At 36.7% G+C, this 16,365-nt stretch carries 16 protein-coding genes and 1 tRNA gene; 9 read left to right on the top strand and 8 right to left on the bottom strand.

Going from position 1 to position 16,365, the window contains the following annotated elements; translation table 11 throughout:
* Positions 1-102 precede the first annotated feature (102 nt).
* Genes AABJ51_RS13290 through AABJ51_RS13280 form a run of 3 tightly spaced genes read left to right on the top strand, consistent with a single transcriptional unit; the run spans position 103 to position 3,489 of the window.
* Positions 103-1,092: an HlyD family secretion protein gene (locus AABJ51_RS13290; RefSeq protein WP_026626668.1), complete on the top strand. Its 990-nt coding sequence runs from the start codon at positions 103-105 to the stop codon at positions 1,090-1,092.
* 6 nt (positions 1,093-1,098) lie between these two features.
* Positions 1,099-2,268 carry an ABC transporter permease gene (locus tag AABJ51_RS13285; protein ID WP_338372894.1) on the top strand — a complete coding sequence of 390 codons (1,170 nt, stop codon included), beginning with the start codon at positions 1,099-1,101 and terminating at the stop codon, positions 2,266-2,268.
* Between the two features lie 12 nt (positions 2,269-2,280).
* Positions 2,281-3,489, top strand: coding sequence for an ABC transporter permease (locus tag AABJ51_RS13280; RefSeq protein ID WP_338372893.1), 1,209 nt, complete (start codon positions 2,281-2,283; stop codon positions 3,487-3,489).
* Here the strand turns inward: AABJ51_RS13280 and AABJ51_RS13275 are convergent, their stop codons facing one another.
* From AABJ51_RS13275 to AABJ51_RS13255, 5 genes are all read right to left on the bottom strand, one after another.
* The gene (locus tag AABJ51_RS13275) at positions 3,490-3,912 is read right to left on the bottom strand and encodes a Fur family transcriptional regulator (protein ID WP_338372892.1); all 423 of its coding nucleotides are present in this window, start codon (positions 3,910-3,912) and stop codon (positions 3,490-3,492) included.
* Positions 3,913-3,915: 3 nt separating this feature from the next.
* Complete coding sequence (locus AABJ51_RS13270) at positions 3,916-4,260, bottom strand: MGMT family protein (protein WP_338372891.1); 345 nt, start codon at positions 4,258-4,260, stop codon at positions 3,916-3,918.
* Between the two features lie 151 nt (positions 4,261-4,411).
* Positions 4,412-4,927, bottom strand: a complete 516-nt coding sequence (locus AABJ51_RS13265) for a DUF5606 family protein (RefSeq protein ID WP_338372890.1) — start codon at positions 4,925-4,927, stop codon at positions 4,412-4,414.
* A gap of 273 nt (positions 4,928-5,200) precedes the next feature.
* Positions 5,201-6,151: a bifunctional methionine sulfoxide reductase B/A protein gene (locus tag AABJ51_RS13260; RefSeq protein WP_434781369.1), complete on the bottom strand. Its 951-nt coding sequence runs from the start codon at positions 6,149-6,151 to the stop codon at positions 5,201-5,203.
* Positions 6,148-6,489 (bottom strand): hypothetical protein, encoded by a 342-nt coding sequence (locus tag AABJ51_RS13255; RefSeq protein WP_026626676.1) that lies wholly within the window; start codon positions 6,487-6,489, stop codon positions 6,148-6,150. Before AABJ51_RS13255 ends, AABJ51_RS13260 begins: the two co-directional genes overlap by 4 nt.
* A 175-nt stretch (positions 6,490-6,664) precedes the next feature.
* On the opposite strand from AABJ51_RS13255, the gene AABJ51_RS13250 reads away from it, so the two are divergent.
* From AABJ51_RS13250 to AABJ51_RS13240, 3 genes are all read left to right on the top strand, one after another.
* Entirely contained in the window at positions 6,665-7,930 is a 1,266-nt protein-coding gene (locus AABJ51_RS13250; RefSeq protein ID WP_026626677.1) for a DNA recombination protein RmuC, read from the top strand.
* Between the two features lie 383 nt (positions 7,931-8,313).
* On the top strand, positions 8,314-9,630 hold the full coding sequence (locus AABJ51_RS13245; protein WP_338372889.1) for a radical SAM/SPASM domain-containing protein: 1,317 nt from the start codon (positions 8,314-8,316) through the stop codon (positions 9,628-9,630).
* A gap of 2 nt (positions 9,631-9,632) precedes the next feature.
* On the top strand, positions 9,633-10,982 hold the full coding sequence (locus tag AABJ51_RS13240; RefSeq protein WP_321577293.1) for a S41 family peptidase: 1,350 nt from the start codon (positions 9,633-9,635) through the stop codon (positions 10,980-10,982).
* Positions 10,983-11,199: 217 nt separating this feature from the next.
* Here AABJ51_RS13240 and AABJ51_RS13235 read toward each other — a convergent pair whose 3' ends face one another.
* Together AABJ51_RS13235 and AABJ51_RS13230 are read right to left on the bottom strand one after the other, a co-directional pair.
* Positions 11,200-11,688, bottom strand: coding sequence for a DUF4251 domain-containing protein (locus tag AABJ51_RS13235; protein ID WP_338372888.1), 489 nt, complete (start codon positions 11,686-11,688; stop codon positions 11,200-11,202).
* 69 nt (positions 11,689-11,757) lie between these two features.
* Positions 11,758-12,951 carry an MFS transporter gene (locus AABJ51_RS13230; protein ID WP_035331792.1) on the bottom strand — a complete coding sequence of 398 codons (1,194 nt, stop codon included), beginning with the start codon at positions 12,949-12,951 and terminating at the stop codon, positions 11,758-11,760.
* Positions 12,952-13,092: 141 nt separating this feature from the next.
* Between AABJ51_RS13230 and AABJ51_RS13225 the strand changes: the two genes are divergently transcribed.
* Positions 13,093-13,165, top strand: a tRNA-Lys gene (locus tag AABJ51_RS13225).
* Between the two features lie 307 nt (positions 13,166-13,472).
* Here AABJ51_RS13225 and AABJ51_RS13220 read toward each other — a convergent pair.
* Complete coding sequence (locus AABJ51_RS13220; RefSeq protein ID WP_338372887.1) at positions 13,473-14,339, bottom strand: helix-turn-helix domain-containing protein; 867 nt, start codon at positions 14,337-14,339, stop codon at positions 13,473-13,475.
* Positions 14,340-14,435: 96 nt separating this feature from the next.
* Here AABJ51_RS13220 and padC point away from each other — a divergent pair, with 96 nt between their 5' ends.
* Positions 14,436-14,930, top strand: coding sequence for a phenolic acid decarboxylase (padC, locus tag AABJ51_RS13215; RefSeq protein WP_321577291.1), 495 nt, complete (start codon positions 14,436-14,438; stop codon positions 14,928-14,930).
* Complete coding sequence (locus AABJ51_RS13210) at positions 14,896-16,314, top strand: DUF6198 family protein (protein WP_338372886.1); 1,419 nt, start codon at positions 14,896-14,898, stop codon at positions 16,312-16,314. The genes padC and AABJ51_RS13210 overlap by 35 nt, the downstream gene beginning before the upstream one ends.
* Positions 16,315-16,365: the final 51 nt, after the last annotated feature.

Below are 16,365 nucleotides of genomic sequence, written 5' to 3'. Positions count from 1 at the left end.
CAAGAAAAAAAGTAGCATCCAAAAAGCGTACATCAAGCGTGTAACCTTTGTAACCTTTTTTATATTAAATAACTGATAATAAATGATGTAAAAAATAAAAATATGAGTGCACAAGATAACAAATCGGGCTCTAAACTAATTCCTATTCTTGGGTTTGCCGCTGTAATAATAGGAGCAGCTGTTTACGGTTTTTTCTTCCTCAATCAGGAGGATAACACTTTGCAAGGCGAAGCCGATATAACCGAAGTTCGTATATCGAGTAAAGTTCCGGGACGTATCGAGAAGTTCTTTGTAGAGGAGGGTGATTATGTAAAGCGAGGAGACACTCTCGCTATACTTAGTGCTCCCGATATTGTAGCAAAACTCTCTCAGGCCAGTGCCGCAGAACAGGGTGCTGCAGCTCAAAGTGAAAAGGCTCAGAGGGGAACCCGTTCGGAGCAATTGAAATCGGCTTACGAGATGTGGCAGAAAGCAATTGTGGGCAGCGACATTGCCAAGAAGTCATTTAATCGTGTACAGAATCTCTTTGATAAAGGAGTTACTACGGCTCAAAAAAGAGATGAGGCGGAAGCGAACTACAATGCTGCTCTGGCTACCGAAAAAGCTGCTAAGTATCAATACGACATGGCTGTAAACGGAGCGCAGAGAGAAGATAAAGAAGCTGCTGCTGCAATGGTTGCCAAAGCAAAAGGTGCTGTTGCCGAGGTAGGGTCTTATATAAATGAAACATACCTGATTTCACCGGTTGACGGGCGTATTTCCGATCGTTTCCCCAATGTAGGAGAATTAGTAGGAACGGGGGCTCCCGTGATGAATGTGATGGACTTATCGGACAAATGGGGTACCTTTAATATTCGTGAAGATCTTTTAGCCGACTTTAAGGTAGGAGGAGAAATATCAGCATTTGTTCCGGCACTGAATAAAGATGTAAAACTGAAAATTTACTATATGAAAGACCTCGGTTCATATGCAGCCTGGAAGGCGACTAAAACAACCGGAGGTTATGACCGGAAAACTTTCGAGGTAAGAGGTCGTTTTATCGAAGATCAACCGGATGTATTACCGGGAATGTCAATTATAATAAAACGCTAAAGACTGATGAGTTTAAAAACCGGTTTTCGGGTAGTTTTCGTTCGTGAGTGTAAGCGGATAATATCTTCCAAGATCTGTATCTGGGGGATGATTATTGCGCCTTTGTTGACATTCGCTATACTTATGTATATGATGAGTGCCGGATTGCCGACTAAAATACCTGTAGCTGTTGTCGATCTTGATAATTCGTCTACCTCACGTGCGTTGGTTCGTCAGTTGGATGCTTTTGCCAAAACCGATATTAAATTTAAGAGCTTGTCGTTTAAAGAAGCCCGTATAGCAATGGAGCGTGCCGAAGTATACGGAATCTTTACGATACCGGAGGATTTTGCAAAAGATGCTGTATCGGGCAATCGTCCTAAAATAGTGTTTTATACTAATAACGCTTTCTTGATTTCGGGTTCACTCTTGTTTCAGGATATGAAGATGATAAGCGTTCTTGCATCTGCATCTGTAGGGTTGAAGATGGGAGAAGCAAAAGGCTATACACAAGGAGAGCTTATGCCTGTGTTACAGCCGATCTCAATAGAAGCTCATGTGATAGGTAATCCGATGCTCAATTATTCTGTTTATCTCAACAATGTGCTTACTCCCGGTATTCTTTTTCTGATTCTGGCTATGTTTACGATATCGGCTTTAGGGTCGGAGGTAAAATCGGGGACAGGACGTCAACTGATAGATCTGTCGGGAGGATCTATCGTAAAAGCCGTTTTCGGTAAACTGTTGCCTTATACGGCTCTGTTTCTCATTTTATCGCTGTTTTTTATGTCGGTATTGTACGGCTATAACCATTTTCCACTTCATTCGGGATTCTGGCCTATGTGTGCGGCATATCTCTGCCTTATTTTGTCAGCTCAGGGTTTCGGACTTATACTTTTGGCAGTATTCCCCAACTATCGCCTGGCTTTAAGTTCGGCGAGCCTGTTGGGTATGATATCGTTTTCGATAACAGGCTTTTCATTTGCATCCATGGCTATGAGTCCTATTCTGTACGGATTGAGCTTTCTCTTCCCGTTGAGGCATTTTTTTCTAATTTATGTGGATCAGGCTCTCAATGGAATTCCGTTAGGGTATTCGGCTTATCATTATGCGGCGTTATTAGGATTCTTCCTGGTAGGGCTTTTGCTTATGGGGCGTATTCGTAGATTTCTTTATGAGAATGTTTATGAAGAATAACGATTGAAGATTATGAAAAAATTATTTCTCGATATATATTATGTTTGGATAAACGAACTAAAGGTCGTTTTTCGTGATCCTGCGGTTATTCTTCTTTTGGTGATCGTTCCATTATTGTACCCTGTGCTTTATGCTTATCTGTACAATAATGAGGTTGTACATGAAGTGAAAGCTGTAGTGGTTGATGAGTCCAATTCGGCCTTGTCGAGAGAGTTTACGCGAAAAGTTGATGGTGCTGCCGATGTAAATGTTGTAGCGCATGTAGCCAATATGGAAGAAGCCCGTGAGATGATGAGGAAAAAAGAAGTATACGGTATTATTCTTATCCCTTCTTCTTTCAGTACCGATCTCAATACAAATAAGCAAACTACAGTAATCCTGTATTCTGATATGAGCAGTATGCTTTTTTATAAGGCCATGATGCTTACCTGTACCGAAGTTTCTCTTGAAATGGGAGCAGGCATCAGGGTTCAGGATATGGGATACGGAACGCAGGAGCAGGACCAATCTACTATGCAGGCCGTCGATTATGAATGGATTCCGTTTTATAATGTATCTAACGGGTTTGCCAGTTTTCTGGTTCCCGCTATTCTTATATTGGTTATCCAGCAAACTCTGTTGTTGGGTATCGGTACACTGGTTGGTACACATAACGATAAAAAACGGTTTACCGTGGCATCTCATACTTTTTCGGGGCGTGATATTCATCCGTTGAAACTGACTATCGGTAAAGGGTTCTGTTACAGTATGATTTACTTTGTTTCATCGGCCTGGGTACTGAGGGTTGTTCCGTATCTGTTCGGACTTCCTCAGATCGGGAGCCCCGAAACTATTGCCGTTTTTCTTTTCCCCTATATACTTGCAGCATCATTCTTTGCAATGACCTTATCGTATTTTTCTTCTCAGCGGGAGTTTATTATGCTGCTTATTGTATTTACAAGTGTTCCGTTTCTGTTTTTGTCGGGTATATCGTGGCCCTGGCCGGCAGTTCCCGGTCCTTTAAAGGCAATTGCCTATCTGCTTCCTTCTACTCCCGGAATTCATGGTTTTGTAAAGATCAATACCATGGGTGCTTCTCTGAGCGATGTCTGGTTTCAGTACGTAATGCTATGGATACATGCTGTTGTGTACTGTGTCTTAGCCACAATGATGTATTACTGGTGGATAGACAATTACGATCCGAAGTATAAAGGAAAGCATCCTTCGATTACAAAATTCTGATTAACATGTTTTAATTGAGCATTTGTCGCAAAGCCCTTTCATTACAAAGTTTACATTTTGGAGAATAAATCCATTGGGTAATTGTACCTTGGGTATAGATATGCTTTCGAGACAAAAGGTCTGTTTACACTCTGTGCAATTGAAGTGAACATGAAGGTCTTTGATAGAGCATTGGCAGTCGGGACTGCATACCGAATATTTCATCGACCCTGATCCATCGTCAATACTATGTATCAGCAGTTGATTGTGAAAAAGGGTAATGGTTCTCGAAAGCGTTGACTTATCTACTGTATCAAGTGTTTCCTCGAGTGACGACAAACTGAAAGCCTGATGCTGTTCTGCCATCGCTTTAAAGATAAGCAGCCTTACTGCTGTGGGTTTGATGCCCCGTGCTTCGAGTCGGGTTATGTATTGTTGTTCCATGTGTTATAGCTTTATTTCATCCATTGGATTCCAGAATACCTGCTTCCAGTTTTGAATACGGTCGTTTTTGATAATGACACCTTCTTTTTCGAGGAGTTGTTCCATTTCATCGGAATTGCCGAATGCTTTTTTTCCGGATAATACACCCTGGCTATTTACAACCCTGTATGCGGGAATATCGTTATTGACAGAATCGGAATTTGACATGATTCGCCCAACCATCCGAGACATATTGGCATATCCCGATGCCTTCGCCAATGCGCTGTAGCTCGTTGCCCGACCGTAAGGAATCATCCTTACTATTTCGTGAACGGCTTCGGTAAACTCTTTCTTTTCCTTCTCTGTCATGTCTGATGGTATCTTAATATTTTCGGGGTGTGTATCCCATCAAAGGCTTAGTTTGTACGTTATTCTCAAATTTACAATAAAAAATCTTTATGGAAGAAAAAACGCTGCCCGTTTTTGGAGCAGCGTCATTTGAGCTTATTCTTAGAATAGACTATTTGTCTTTTTTAGTCTCCTTTTTTGCTTTAGGAGCAGCTTTTTTCTTTGGCTCTTTTTCTTCTTTTTCTTCCTTGGCAGGTTCAGTCTTTACTTCTTCAGCTTGAGGTTCTTCTTCGGATTGAGCCTCTTCTGCGAAAGCAATTCCTGATTCAGTAAGAAGATTATACCAGGCTAACAGCTTTTTTATATCAGAATCATATACCCTGTCTCTGTCATAAGAAGGAAGAATTTCTGCGAAGTATTTTCTTAGTTCTTCCGGTTTTGAATTTGGAACGATAGATGATTTTCCTCCATTTTCTTTTGTCTGTATCTTAGTTAGTACTTCGCTCAAAGGAACTTCTCCTTCGTCGGTATACATGGCAATATCTCCTAAAGAAACGACTTTATCTCTTGCATAGATAGGAAGTCTTCTTTTATCTGCCAATGATTCAACAATAACCATATTCTTAGCATTGGATATTAATTTAAATAATCCTGGTTTGCCCGATACAGATAAAATAGTTTTCAACATAAATATTATTTTTAATTTTTAATTTTCGGTCTCCATTTTCATTCCAACCGAAAGTATTTAATGATATCTTGTAATTTAATCACTTACAAACTTGACCGATCATCAGATTACGTGTAATCGGCAGTCTGAAACTAAAAGCAAAAGGACTATGCCCTTTAAACCGTGCACAAAAATAATGTGATTGTTTTAATATAAAAATTTTGAAATGCTATAAAATATAAAAAAGCCCCGGAAGAAATTATCAAAGGCTTTTTTCCGTTTATAATCTCAGCCTTAAAATATCTTCTTGTAAACATGGCAGTATGGCTTATCTCCTTTATGCTCATAATATTGCTGATGATAATCCTCAGCTTTCCAGAAGGTGACTGCCGGTTTTAGCATAGTCGCAACTTTGTATCCCTTATCGGTAAGTATTGAAATGTACTTTTCGGCAATAGATTTCTCTTCATCTGTCGAGTAAAATATGCATGAGAGGTATTGAGGGCCGATATCAGGTCCTTGTCCGTTGGTCTGGGTAAAATCGTGTGTTTCGAAGAAAAGTTTCACCAGATCTTCGTAAGATGTATTGCGAGTATCATATTCTACTTCTGTGGTCTCGAGGTGTCCGGTTGTTTTCTCACAAACCTGACGGTATGTAGGATGGTCTACATGTCCTCCCATAAAGCCGACAGCGGTGTGTTTTACTCCTTTTGCTTTCATAAAGTAGTATTCGGTACCCCAGAAACATCCCGAGGCAAAATAGGCTTTTCTGATGTTTCTATTCTGTTCGGGGATAAATTTCATAGAAATTGAATTAACGCAATGCCGGGTATTTTTCGGAGTAAATCCTTCTCCGATGAAAACATGTCCGAGATGAGCACCGCAGTTGGCACAGACTATCTCGGTTCGCATACCATCAGAGTCGGGAATCCGTTTGACTGCACCTTTTATTTCATCATCGAAAGATGGCCATCCGCATTGAGAATCGAATTTGTCGGATGATTTGTAGAGTGGGGCATCACAGCGTTTACAGACATATGTACCTTCTTTTTTGTTGTTTACATATTCTCCTGTATACGGGTATTCGGTACCTTTGTGTACTATGACCCTTTCTTCTTCGGGCGTAAGATCGTTATATTTCATTGATTTATGATTTGGATTTTCTGTTTTCTGGGCACAAGATGTTCCTGTGCTTAATGCAAATAAAAGATAAACCAGTATTTTAATTTTCGTTTTTAGATTCATTTTTTTTGCTGCTTGTAATAATATACAAAAGAGTATCTCGAACGCTCTTTTAGATAATGGACATGTTTGTCATTGCTATATGCTTCCCTTTCGAAAGAAATATTGTAATATGCTTTGAGAGGGTCTCTGTATTGTATGATCCTAACCAGCCATTCTAAAAAGTACAGTAGATAAAAAAATATCCAAAGCAGTTCTGTTATCTGGGCTGTGTGAATTTTTTCGTGATTAATTTCCTGCTTAGATAGGATTCCATATTCTTTTCGGCCGATAATTATTCCGAAAAGATTAATAGCGGCGAATCCCTTAGGCGGGAAATATTTACTGTAAAAAATTCTCATTCTTTTATTATGAACATACACACAAAGAAAGGAACAAATTTTCATGAAAAGTTATCTTTTCCTAACTTTCGGTTATAATTTCGGGTTTCAAATATCAGGTGTTGATTTTCTGTAGATTATCAAAGCCGGAAACTTTCGAAACGTATCTTTATATGAGTAAAACAAATAAGTAAGTATGGAGTTTATTTATATTGCTATAATTATAGCTTTTTCGTTTTTCGTGATGGTCTGGATGTATCGTACGGGTAAGCAGCAGATCAATGATTTGAAAACCGAAAATGAGAAGTTGAAAGATGAAAACAGCCGATTGAAGCAGAAAGAACTCGAGTTTGTTCATTCTAAAGCTCTGTTGGAGGCTTCATTGAGTACAAAAGAAGAACTTCTTTCTCTTCAACAAGGTGAAATATCCAATGTCAGAGAACAGTTCAACAAAGATTTTCAGTTACTCGCAAACCGAATATTGGAAGAAAAAACATCCAAATTTACTGATATTAATCGGTTGAATATGGAATCGATTCTAAAACCATTGAATGAGAAATTGTCTGAATTTAAGGTGAAAGTCGAAGAAACTTACGACAAGGAATCTAAACAAAGATTTTCTCTCGAAGAAAGGATTCGGGAATTGGTCTCTTTGAATCACCAGATAAGTGAAGATGCAAACAATTTGACGAAAGCATTGAAAGGAAACAGTAAAATTCAGGGTAATTGGGGTGAGATGATTCTGGAGTCTATTCTCGAAAAATCGGGTCTCAAGAAGGGTGAAGAATATTTTACCCAAGAGATACTTACAAACGAAAAAGGCGAAAGGATATTGAATGATGAGAATAAAGCCTTACAGCCTGATGTTGTTATTGTATATCCGGGAGGAAGGAAAATTATAGTTGACTCGAAAGTCTCTCTTAACGGATATGTAAAATATGTGGAATCGGAAACTGATCAGGAGAGGTTATCGGCAGAAAAGGAGCATATTCTGTCTGTAAAAAAGCATATCGACGAGCTTAGCTCGAAATCTTATCAGGATTATATCGATTCTTTGGATTTTGTGATGATGTTTGTTCCTAATGAACCTGCTTATATTCTGGCAATGCAGCTTGATTCGTCCATATGGGATTATGCCTACCGCAAACGAATCCTCCTGATAAGCCCTACAAACCTGATTGCATCGTTGAAAGTTGTTGCTGATTTGTGGAAAAGGGAGTATCAAAGCCGTAATGCGCAGGAGATAGCCCGTAGAGGATCTATATTGTATGATAAATTTGTCGGATTTGTAGAAACTCTGCAAGATGTAGGTAAAAATATGGAACGCACTCAGCGGAGTTATGATAAGGCTCTCATGCAGTTAAGGGATGGAAATGGTAACCTGATCAGGCAGGCGGAAATGTTAAAAGACCTTGGGGTGAAGTCGCAAAAAGACCTTCCGGATAGTAATTTAGCTAAATAAGGTTAATTATTGAAAAAACAAGTATAAAAGTTATGTTCTATAACATAAAATGCTTTATATTTGTACTGTGTTTTTCATGGTATTAGATTTAAGGTTAACAATGAAGATTGGTTGTCGTGATGACAACCTTTCCTATTTTATATAGGTTTGTGAAAAATATTATTGCGTAGTCGCAAGATCCCACTAGTACTCGTTTGAATTTTATAAGTATGAGAACTTATTTTTTTGACGAAAAAATGAGTTTTTAGTTATCGGGATATTAATGCAGACACCTTATTTTTACGTAAAACAGCATATGACACGTTACCACAGTCGGACATAAAACTATCACATAAATCCATGCAATAAAAAATCAGACATCACTATGCAATAATATCGAAATCATGGATAAAACGAGCTACTACAACACAAAAATTAATCATAATAATAGAGTTTTGTTGTACAATACATTAACTGATTCTTTGATGTCCTTAACGGCCGAAGAATTTTCAACAATCTCTGAGTTGTTTGAAGATTTGCAAACATTTAAAGATGAATATCCTATGTTATATGAAGAGTTAAAAGAATCAGGCTTTATTGTAAATCAAGATTACAATGAATTAGATTATATAAAACTACAAAATAAACGTCGTATTTATGGAGAGAATTCATACCATATAACCATTAATCCGACATTAGATTGTAATGTTGCATGTTGGTATTGTTCCACAGAATATGCAAATGCAACTCATAATGGAGGAATGAGTCCTGATGTGATAAATAATGTAATTGCCCACATTCGAAATGTTATACAAAAACAAAAAGCAGCTGCATTTCATTTAGATTGGTTTGGAGGTGAACCTCTAATGTACTTTGATAAAGTTATCAAACCAATATCAACTTCTGCAAATAAATTAACCAAAGAATCAGGGGTGAAATTTACTCAACATATAACAACAAATGCGACTTTAATAAATGTAGATCGTATAAAATATATGAGAGACTTAAACTTTACGAGTTTTCAGATTCCTATAGATGGAAATGAAAAAAGACACAATAAAATAAAATACTTTGAGAATAAAGAAGGAACATACCGAAAAGTTATAGAAAACATTAATCTAATCACAGATATTATTCCTGATGTCTTTATTATACTAAGAATAAATTACGATAAACAAACTCTAAAAAACATACAGGATATCATAAAAGATATATCTGAAACGAGTAAAAAGCACATCCGAATAGATTTTCAGAAAGTATGGCAGGTCCCATTTACAGAGGAAGAAAGAAAATTGTTAGAGAAAGCTAAAAAAGAATTTTTCTTAAATGGATTGGAATCAGGATTTTGGGCATATAGGCCAAAAGCTTTTTATCGATGTTACGCTGACAAATTTCGTTATTACGCAATAAATTATGATGGAAAAATATTTAAGTGTACTGCTCGAGATTATGGTGAAGATAAGGTGATAGGCAGGCTTTTATCCGATGGGGATGTTGACTGGAATGATAAATTATTAAGCATTTATTATTCTAAATCTACTTTTGAAAACGCTCAATGTTTAGAGTGTAGAATGCTTCCCATGTGCATGGGGCCATGTATACAAAAAAATTATGACTCGAGAATTGATTCTTCGTCATTGCCTTGTGTCTTTGAGAATGCAGAATACTCCTTGTCATCATTTATTGTAGAAAAAGCGAAGAGCCGAAATTTAATCAACTAATTATGAAAAAGACTTTTATTTATATTCTTATTATTTATATGTTTTCGTGGAACAATGTGCTTAGATCACAAAATAATATGCCTAATCATCTGCAACGTATATACTCATTATCTACGATCTGGAAGGAAATGCAATATAACTTTGCATTCCCTGAAAAATTGAAACAAGTAAATATAGATAGTTTGTATCTAGCTTATCTACCTAAAGTTGAAGGCATAAATTCAGAGTATGAATATTACAAAACATTATCTGAATTTATAGCGCATTTCAATGAAGCTCACACCCGTATTTATATAGCAAAACGTCCTGATGATACACCTCCTATAAAAATAAGCAATTTGGGTAAAAAAATTATTGTTAGCGATATCTCAAAAAAGTCAGTAGAGAAAATACCTATAGGAAGTGAAATCTTGAAAATAAACAATATTCCTGTAATAGAATATATCAATGATTCGGTAAGTCCATATATATCTGCATCAACCCCACATTGGAAGTTTGAAAAATCAGCTACAGAAGTTTTATACGGCAGACCCCATACCTCTGTAAATATACTTGTAAAGCCGCCGAAAGGTAAAGAACATGAGGTAACTCTGATTCGAGATTACAACTCTAATGGAATGAAAGAACCTATGGTAAAAGGAGATAATGCATCCCCCATAAGTATAAAAATAATCGAGAAAAATATAGGATATATTCAGTTAGGTTCTTTTGGCGGACAATTTCTAGATTCTATTAATAACACCCTTAGGGTATATCTTCCGCAATTAAGAACCTGTAAAGGATTAATTATTGATATTAGAGGCAATAGAGGAGGGACTGATGCCGCTTGGGAAAATATTGCATGTAGTTTAATACCTGAATCTCAATTTAAACTTTCAGGAAAATGGTTGTCTCGAAAAAATATTACTACTTTCAGAAAATGGGGGGAATATGCTCCTCAGTTTCGTTCCTATTATGAAGGGACAGCAATGGAAGAGATTAAGCATCCTTCATACTTAAACGAGATAGATGATTCATTAAAATTATCACAACCATTAGTTATTCTTTCGGGGCAATATGTTGGATCCGCTGCTGAAGACTTTCTGATCTTAATGAAAGAACAAAAGAGAGGGATAATAATTGGAGAGCCGAGTGTTGGATGTGTTGGAGAGCCTATGTTTATTCCATTAACCAACAATTATGAACTAATGTTCTGTTCAAAAAAATATATTAATGTAGATGGAAGCCAGCCTAATGATACAGGGATTCTCCCTGATATAGAAGTCAGAAACAGTTATGAATCATATTATATACAAGGGATTGATAATATTTTAGATAGAGGAATTCAAGAGCTTATGAAAACTATAAAATAGGGAGACTTTATGTCGGGGAGATGAAGAGTGAATTTATCTCCCCGAATTTTTTATATAAAGACATGGCTTCTTCTTGTCAATTTTATCTATGGGTAAAGCGTTCTTTAAATAACAGAAAACACAAGCCATCTTTTATCAATAAGGATAAAAGATGGAAGCTAAAAAGTATAATTTTTGTGTAACCTTTGTAACCTTTTCTATTTTATTTCTAAATAGATTAGTAAGTTCCATAAAACGAAATGGGCTGCCTATTGGTAAAAGATACCTGTAATGTACCATATCCATTATCCCCTAATGAGAGAAATAGCTTGATACCTCGTTCTTCCATTTTAGATAAATCTTTTGGTATTATGGTTATGTTGTACATCCCTCTTTTAGTTTGCTCTGCTTTATAATCAAAGTTTGTGGAGAGAAAATCAATCCCAATATTCGAAGGATCTGTCGGAGCAATATAAGAACGTCCGAAGTAAGGTAATCGGGCAATAACTGTATCGGCTGATATCTTCAAAAAATAAGTATCGGTAAGAGAAATCGATCTTCCGGATAACGGCGATGCATTAGTTGCAGAGAAAGTCAGATTGTGATTCTCTATTTTTTGAATATTACTATCAACTTTAGCTTGCTGTTCGGCTGTGAGAACTTTGCTTTTACATCCGATAAGAGCTATTAAGCAAGTTATAAATAATACAGATGCAATCTTCTTCATGTTGTTTTCTTTTTTATATTAAAAACATCTGTATCAGTTATTTGTTCGAATTCGTGAGCCGTTTTTATCTTATTTTACTTTTCGTGTAAGCAGAAGGTGAGCCAGTAAAGCTATAACAACAAAACTTATTCCGACTCCGACCGATCCTTGCCAGCCGTAAGCACCCCAAGCTTTCCCACTGATAAAGGTTCCGAGTGATCCTCCGATAAAGTAACTTACCATATAAATGGTATTAAGGCGATTTGTCGCTTCCGGATGGGTTGAAAACACTATAGTTTGATTTGTTATATGCATGGATTGTAAACCTACATCCAGTAATATGATACCAATGATAAGTCCGGCATAAGAGAATCCCCAGATTCCGAATACCAGCCACGAAAGAATCATTATAATGACAGAGATTATAATCAACAGGTTCTTATTGATCCTGTCGGTCATGCGTCCGACGAGAGATGCGGCAAGTGCACCGACCACGCCTACAAGCCCTAGCATGCCGGCAACATCACTTCCTGCTAAAAAGGGAGGGCGTTCGAGATGAAAGGTCAGGGTAGTCCAGAATGCCATAAATGATCCGAAACCTAACGCTCCTCGAAGGGATGCTAATCTCAAACTGGGTACCGTCCATACATAGAGAAGCAGCGATTGCATTAATTGAGAATATGTTCCGTTGAAAGTCGGCTTTATGTTAGGTAATACTAGTACAATAGAGATGCCAAAGAGAGTCACTACGGCTATTGCAATATAATAGACTTCTCTCCATCCGAGTATTTCTCCTACGATACCGCTGAAAACGCGGGAGACAAGGATCCCTACTAGAAGTCCGCTCATAACCAGTCCAACGTTCTTTCCTTTCTCTTCGGGCTTAGATAGTTGAGCTGCAATAGGAACAAACATTTGGGGGATAACGGAACTGAATCCGATGAAAAAACTCGCTGCAAACATTACATATATATTTGTACTTAGCGAGAAAGTCAATAGGGATAGGATGATAAGAGCAAAGTCTGCAATAATGATCTTTTTTCGTCTAAACATATCACCTAAAGGTATCAATAACAATAGGCCTAAGGCATAGCCGATTTGAGTAAGCATCGCTACATTGTTGGCTGTAGATTCGGAAATATTAAACTCTTTAGCTATTTTTCCCAGAAGAGGTTGATTGTAATAATTATTCGCAACAACCAATCCTGCTCCGATTGTCATTAGCCATAATAAAGATTTTGATAAATAATTTTGATGAACCTGACCGTCTTTCAATTCATTCATATACAATAATTAATAAAGATTACCTAAACAATTTTCAGCTTACTTGTAATAACAAAGGTATAAATTTCGCCTATGAATTCTTTTATTTTTTAAATTTTTGTTATACCTTTGCACTCGCTTTGTAAGAAAAGCATAACCGGAGATTCCGTAGCTCAGTCGGTAGAGCACATCACTTTTAATGATGGGGTCCTGGGTTCGAGCCCCAGCGGGATCACTAGCAAATGATGCAAAAAGAAGTAAAGCCTTGATTTTCAGTAGAAAGTCGAGGTTTTTTCTTTTGTCCAAATAGGCAGAAAAGGGCAATTTACGACAGTATATACATGCCTAAATCGTGGTCAAAGACAAGAGACAGAAATTGTCCACGATTATGTGTGTTAGTCATTGTTTGTCAGTAATTTACTTTATGATTATTGATGGTTTAAACGTAATTTTAACTACTCAAAAAAGAGAATCAACTATTCTTCAGTTATTAATATAAGAAATCATTCAAGCTATTTAAATGGATGATAGAGTTTCTTTGGTTATTTCAGGCTCATTCTATATTCAGTCTGATCATTATGCCCCTGCAACTTAGACGGAGAAATACCGTATTGTTCTTTAAACTTACGAGAAAAGTGGGATAGGGTCTCAAAGCCCAATTCCAGATAGATATCGGATACTTTACATCCCACTTCTGTTAATTTCTGATAAGCCACATCAAGCCTCTTCTTTATAAGCCACCTATTAGGAGTTGTTCCATATAGCTGTACGAACTCTCTTCGAAAAGAAGACAAGCTTCTTCCTGACAATTCTGCAAAACGCACCAAAGGGGCATTATACATATAATTGCTATTCATAAACTCTTCCAACTCCACTCGCTTTCCTATTTGCAGACATAGCATCTCATTTAATAACTGAGGATTGTTTTGCGACAGAATATGTATACATTCCCTTAACTTCAGATCTACGGTAATCATATCCATAGGACTATTATTTGTTGCATATACATTCAGAGATGAGAATAAAGCTTCGAGCATTATATTTGATTCTATCGTCTCAAATGCACCTACCCTGCTTTTTATGCCTAAAAGATGAGTTTGATCTTTGAGACATTTCCGTAAAAAGTTATCTGTAAAATTCAAGCATAATAATTTAAAAGGCCGTCTTTTCTCCGGATACATACGTATTCTGGAGAAGCCGCCTTGATTAACAAATACAAAGTCTCCTGTCCTTACCGTTATATTTGTTTTATTATTAGACAGATTTGCTGTACCTGATATAATTTTGAGAATTTTATAGTATTTCTCATACAATTCTCTTTGTGTAAACTTATCATAACAAGAGAAGTAAAATTCATTTTGGGACTTTTCTATTTTAACAAACTCATCCATAAATACAAAAATAATCATTTTGACTTTTACAGGCAAGTAAAATAGATTCTCTCAGATAACATAGCAGGCATGGCTTTCTCCTACCTTTACACTAAATAAAAAATATAAAATTATATGGATAAATTTATCGGTTCTCACTTCATATATACATATGAAAATGGATGGGAATATGAACTTTATGTTAAAAATGAAAACACTATCGATTATCGAATTCATAGTGGTATGGTTGGCGGACGTTGGGTAAAAGACCAAAAAGTAGATTTAGTAAAACTAACAGATGATGTTTATAAAATATCATGGACAGAACCAACGGGAACAGATGTCAGTATTGCTTTCATGCCGAAAGACAAAAGGCTGCATGGTATAATATTTTTTCCGAAATGGGTACATGAACATCCTGAAATAACAGTTTGTTTCCAGAACGATTTCATTCCTCTGATGGAAGAAAGCCGTGAAAAATACAGCACTTATCCGAAATATGTGGTGCCTGAATTTGCAACGATCACTTATGCTAAAAACGAAGGGATTAATAATGATCAAATTATCTCTCAGGCTCCTTATAAAGGAATGATTGATGATATCAAAGCGGGTAAGCTTAACCGTGAATAACAACATAAACACCATTCAGGTAATATTACGCCGATATACTATATTTGCGGCATCTTTGTTCATAATGTCCATTGGTGTCGCATTAACCTTGCGTTCTGATCTGGGTTCGTCCGCAATCTCCCTTATTCCTTATGTATGGAGTCTTGCTAAAGAGACTCATGTTGGTATATTCGGGATGACGTTTATAGTGCCATCGTGGACCATCGGACAGTACACTATTTGCATGAATACAATTCTTATATTGCTTCAGATTGTATTACTAAGGAAAAATTTCAAAAAAATACAACTGCTGCAAATGGTTACAGGTTTTCTATTCGGGATGTTTATAGATATTGCAATGATACTAACTTCATGGTGTGTCTGGGATAGCTCAGTATTGGGCTATGTATTGCGGATAATCCAACTTTTCGCAGCATGTGCAATACTAGGTTTTGGTATTGCCTGTGAGGTACGTTGTAATGCGTTATTGTTACCCGGAGAAGGTTTCTGTGTTGCTCTATCCAAAGTAACAGGACTGGATTTTGGAAAAGCTAAAATTTATAATGATATAACTTTAGTAGCAATAGGCGCAATATTTGCTTTCTGCTTTTTTCATACCTGGAAATGGAATATTGTAGGCGTGGCAACGCTCGTTTCAATGGTTTTTGTCGGGGTAATGGTTCGTTTCTTCTCTTTCCGATTAAATTGGCTTGATGTTATACTGGTCAACAAGGAAACAACTTACTTGAGTGAATGTGCCGAAGAAGTACCCAATAAAAATATATTTACAATAACAATCGGACGAGAATTTGGCAGTGGAGGTCATGAAATCGGTATGAAGCTTGCAAAACAGCTTGGCATTCCATTTTATGATAATAAGATCATAACAGAGACATCAAAAAAGTTAGGGATAAACCCCGCCTCTGTAAAGCAAATGGAACAAAATATATCTACGTCAAAATTACTCGAGCATATTATTACAGACAGACAAGTTCCGGCATATATGGATTTGTCCGAAGATGATAAAATCTTCATAACCCAGTGCCAAATTATACGTAACTTGGCCAGCCAAAGGTCATGTGTTATTATTGGCCGTGTTGCGAACCAAATTTTAAAAGATTACCCGAATTGTCTTAAACTTTTTATTATATCGGATATTGATTTTGCCCGCCATCGGGTAATGGCCGAATTTGGCTATAACGAAGATAAAGCAACAAAGGAAATAAATAGAATTAATAGAGTAAGAGCCAACCACTATTGGCAATATACAGGTAAAAACTGGAACGATGCCGGACAATATGATCTTGTAATAAACTCCTCATCACTTGGAATCCGGAACTCGGTGAATTTAATAGTTGAAGCAATCAATTCTTTCCAAATGGCAAACAGTAAAAAGGCAGATTAAAAACTCAATTAATTTTATATGGGATAAGTACTTTTCATTATTATTTTTTCC

The sequence above is a fragment of the Indolivaga capnocytophagoides genome, from assembly GCF_036511535.1.
Taxonomy (GTDB): Bacteria; Bacteroidota; Bacteroidia; order Bacteroidales; family Dysgonomonadaceae; genus Dysgonomonas_A; species Dysgonomonas_A capnocytophagoides.
This window is presented reverse-complemented; position numbering and strand designations above follow the sequence as displayed.

What these genes read in the sequence shown, in the direction of transcription:
- AABJ51_RS13260 (WP_434781369.1), bottom strand. Translation starts at nt 6,151, where the DNA reads ATGAATCTAAAAACGAAAATTAAAATACTGGTTTATCTTTTATTTGCA.
- padC (WP_321577291.1), top strand. Translation starts at nt 14,436, where the DNA reads ATGGATAAATTTATCGGTTCTCACTTCATATATACATATGAAAATGGA.
- AABJ51_RS13270 (WP_338372891.1), bottom strand. Translation starts at nt 4,260, where the DNA reads ATGACAGAGAAGGAAAAGAAAGAGTTTACCGAAGCCGTTCACGAAATA.
- AABJ51_RS13290 (WP_026626668.1), top strand. Translation starts at nt 103, where the DNA reads ATGAGTGCACAAGATAACAAATCGGGCTCTAAACTAATTCCTATTCTT.
- AABJ51_RS13245 (WP_338372889.1), top strand. Translation starts at nt 8,314, where the DNA reads ATGGATAAAACGAGCTACTACAACACAAAAATTAATCATAATAATAGA.
- AABJ51_RS13220 (WP_338372887.1), bottom strand. Translation starts at nt 14,339, where the DNA reads ATGATTATTTTTGTATTTATGGATGAGTTTGTTAAAATAGAAAAGTCC.
- AABJ51_RS13255 (WP_026626676.1), bottom strand. Translation starts at nt 6,489, where the DNA reads ATGAGAATTTTTTACAGTAAATATTTCCCGCCTAAGGGATTCGCCGCT.
- AABJ51_RS13280 (WP_338372893.1), top strand. Translation starts at nt 2,281, where the DNA reads ATGAAAAAATTATTTCTCGATATATATTATGTTTGGATAAACGAACTA.
- AABJ51_RS13210 (WP_338372886.1), top strand. Translation starts at nt 14,896, where the DNA reads ATGATATCAAAGCGGGTAAGCTTAACCGTGAATAACAACATAAACACC.
- AABJ51_RS13235 (WP_338372888.1), bottom strand. Translation starts at nt 11,688, where the DNA reads ATGAAGAAGATTGCATCTGTATTATTTATAACTTGCTTAATAGCTCTT.
- AABJ51_RS13285 (WP_338372894.1), top strand. Translation starts at nt 1,099, where the DNA reads ATGAGTTTAAAAACCGGTTTTCGGGTAGTTTTCGTTCGTGAGTGTAAG.
- AABJ51_RS13230 (WP_035331792.1), bottom strand. Translation starts at nt 12,951, where the DNA reads ATGAATGAATTGAAAGACGGTCAGGTTCATCAAAATTATTTATCAAAA.
- AABJ51_RS13265 (WP_338372890.1), bottom strand. Translation starts at nt 4,927, where the DNA reads ATGTTGAAAACTATTTTATCTGTATCGGGCAAACCAGGATTATTTAAA.
- AABJ51_RS13250 (WP_026626677.1), top strand. Translation starts at nt 6,665, where the DNA reads ATGGAGTTTATTTATATTGCTATAATTATAGCTTTTTCGTTTTTCGTG.
- AABJ51_RS13275 (WP_338372892.1), bottom strand. Translation starts at nt 3,912, where the DNA reads ATGGAACAACAATACATAACCCGACTCGAAGCACGGGGCATCAAACCC.
- AABJ51_RS13240 (WP_321577293.1), top strand. Translation starts at nt 9,633, where the DNA reads ATGAAAAAGACTTTTATTTATATTCTTATTATTTATATGTTTTCGTGG.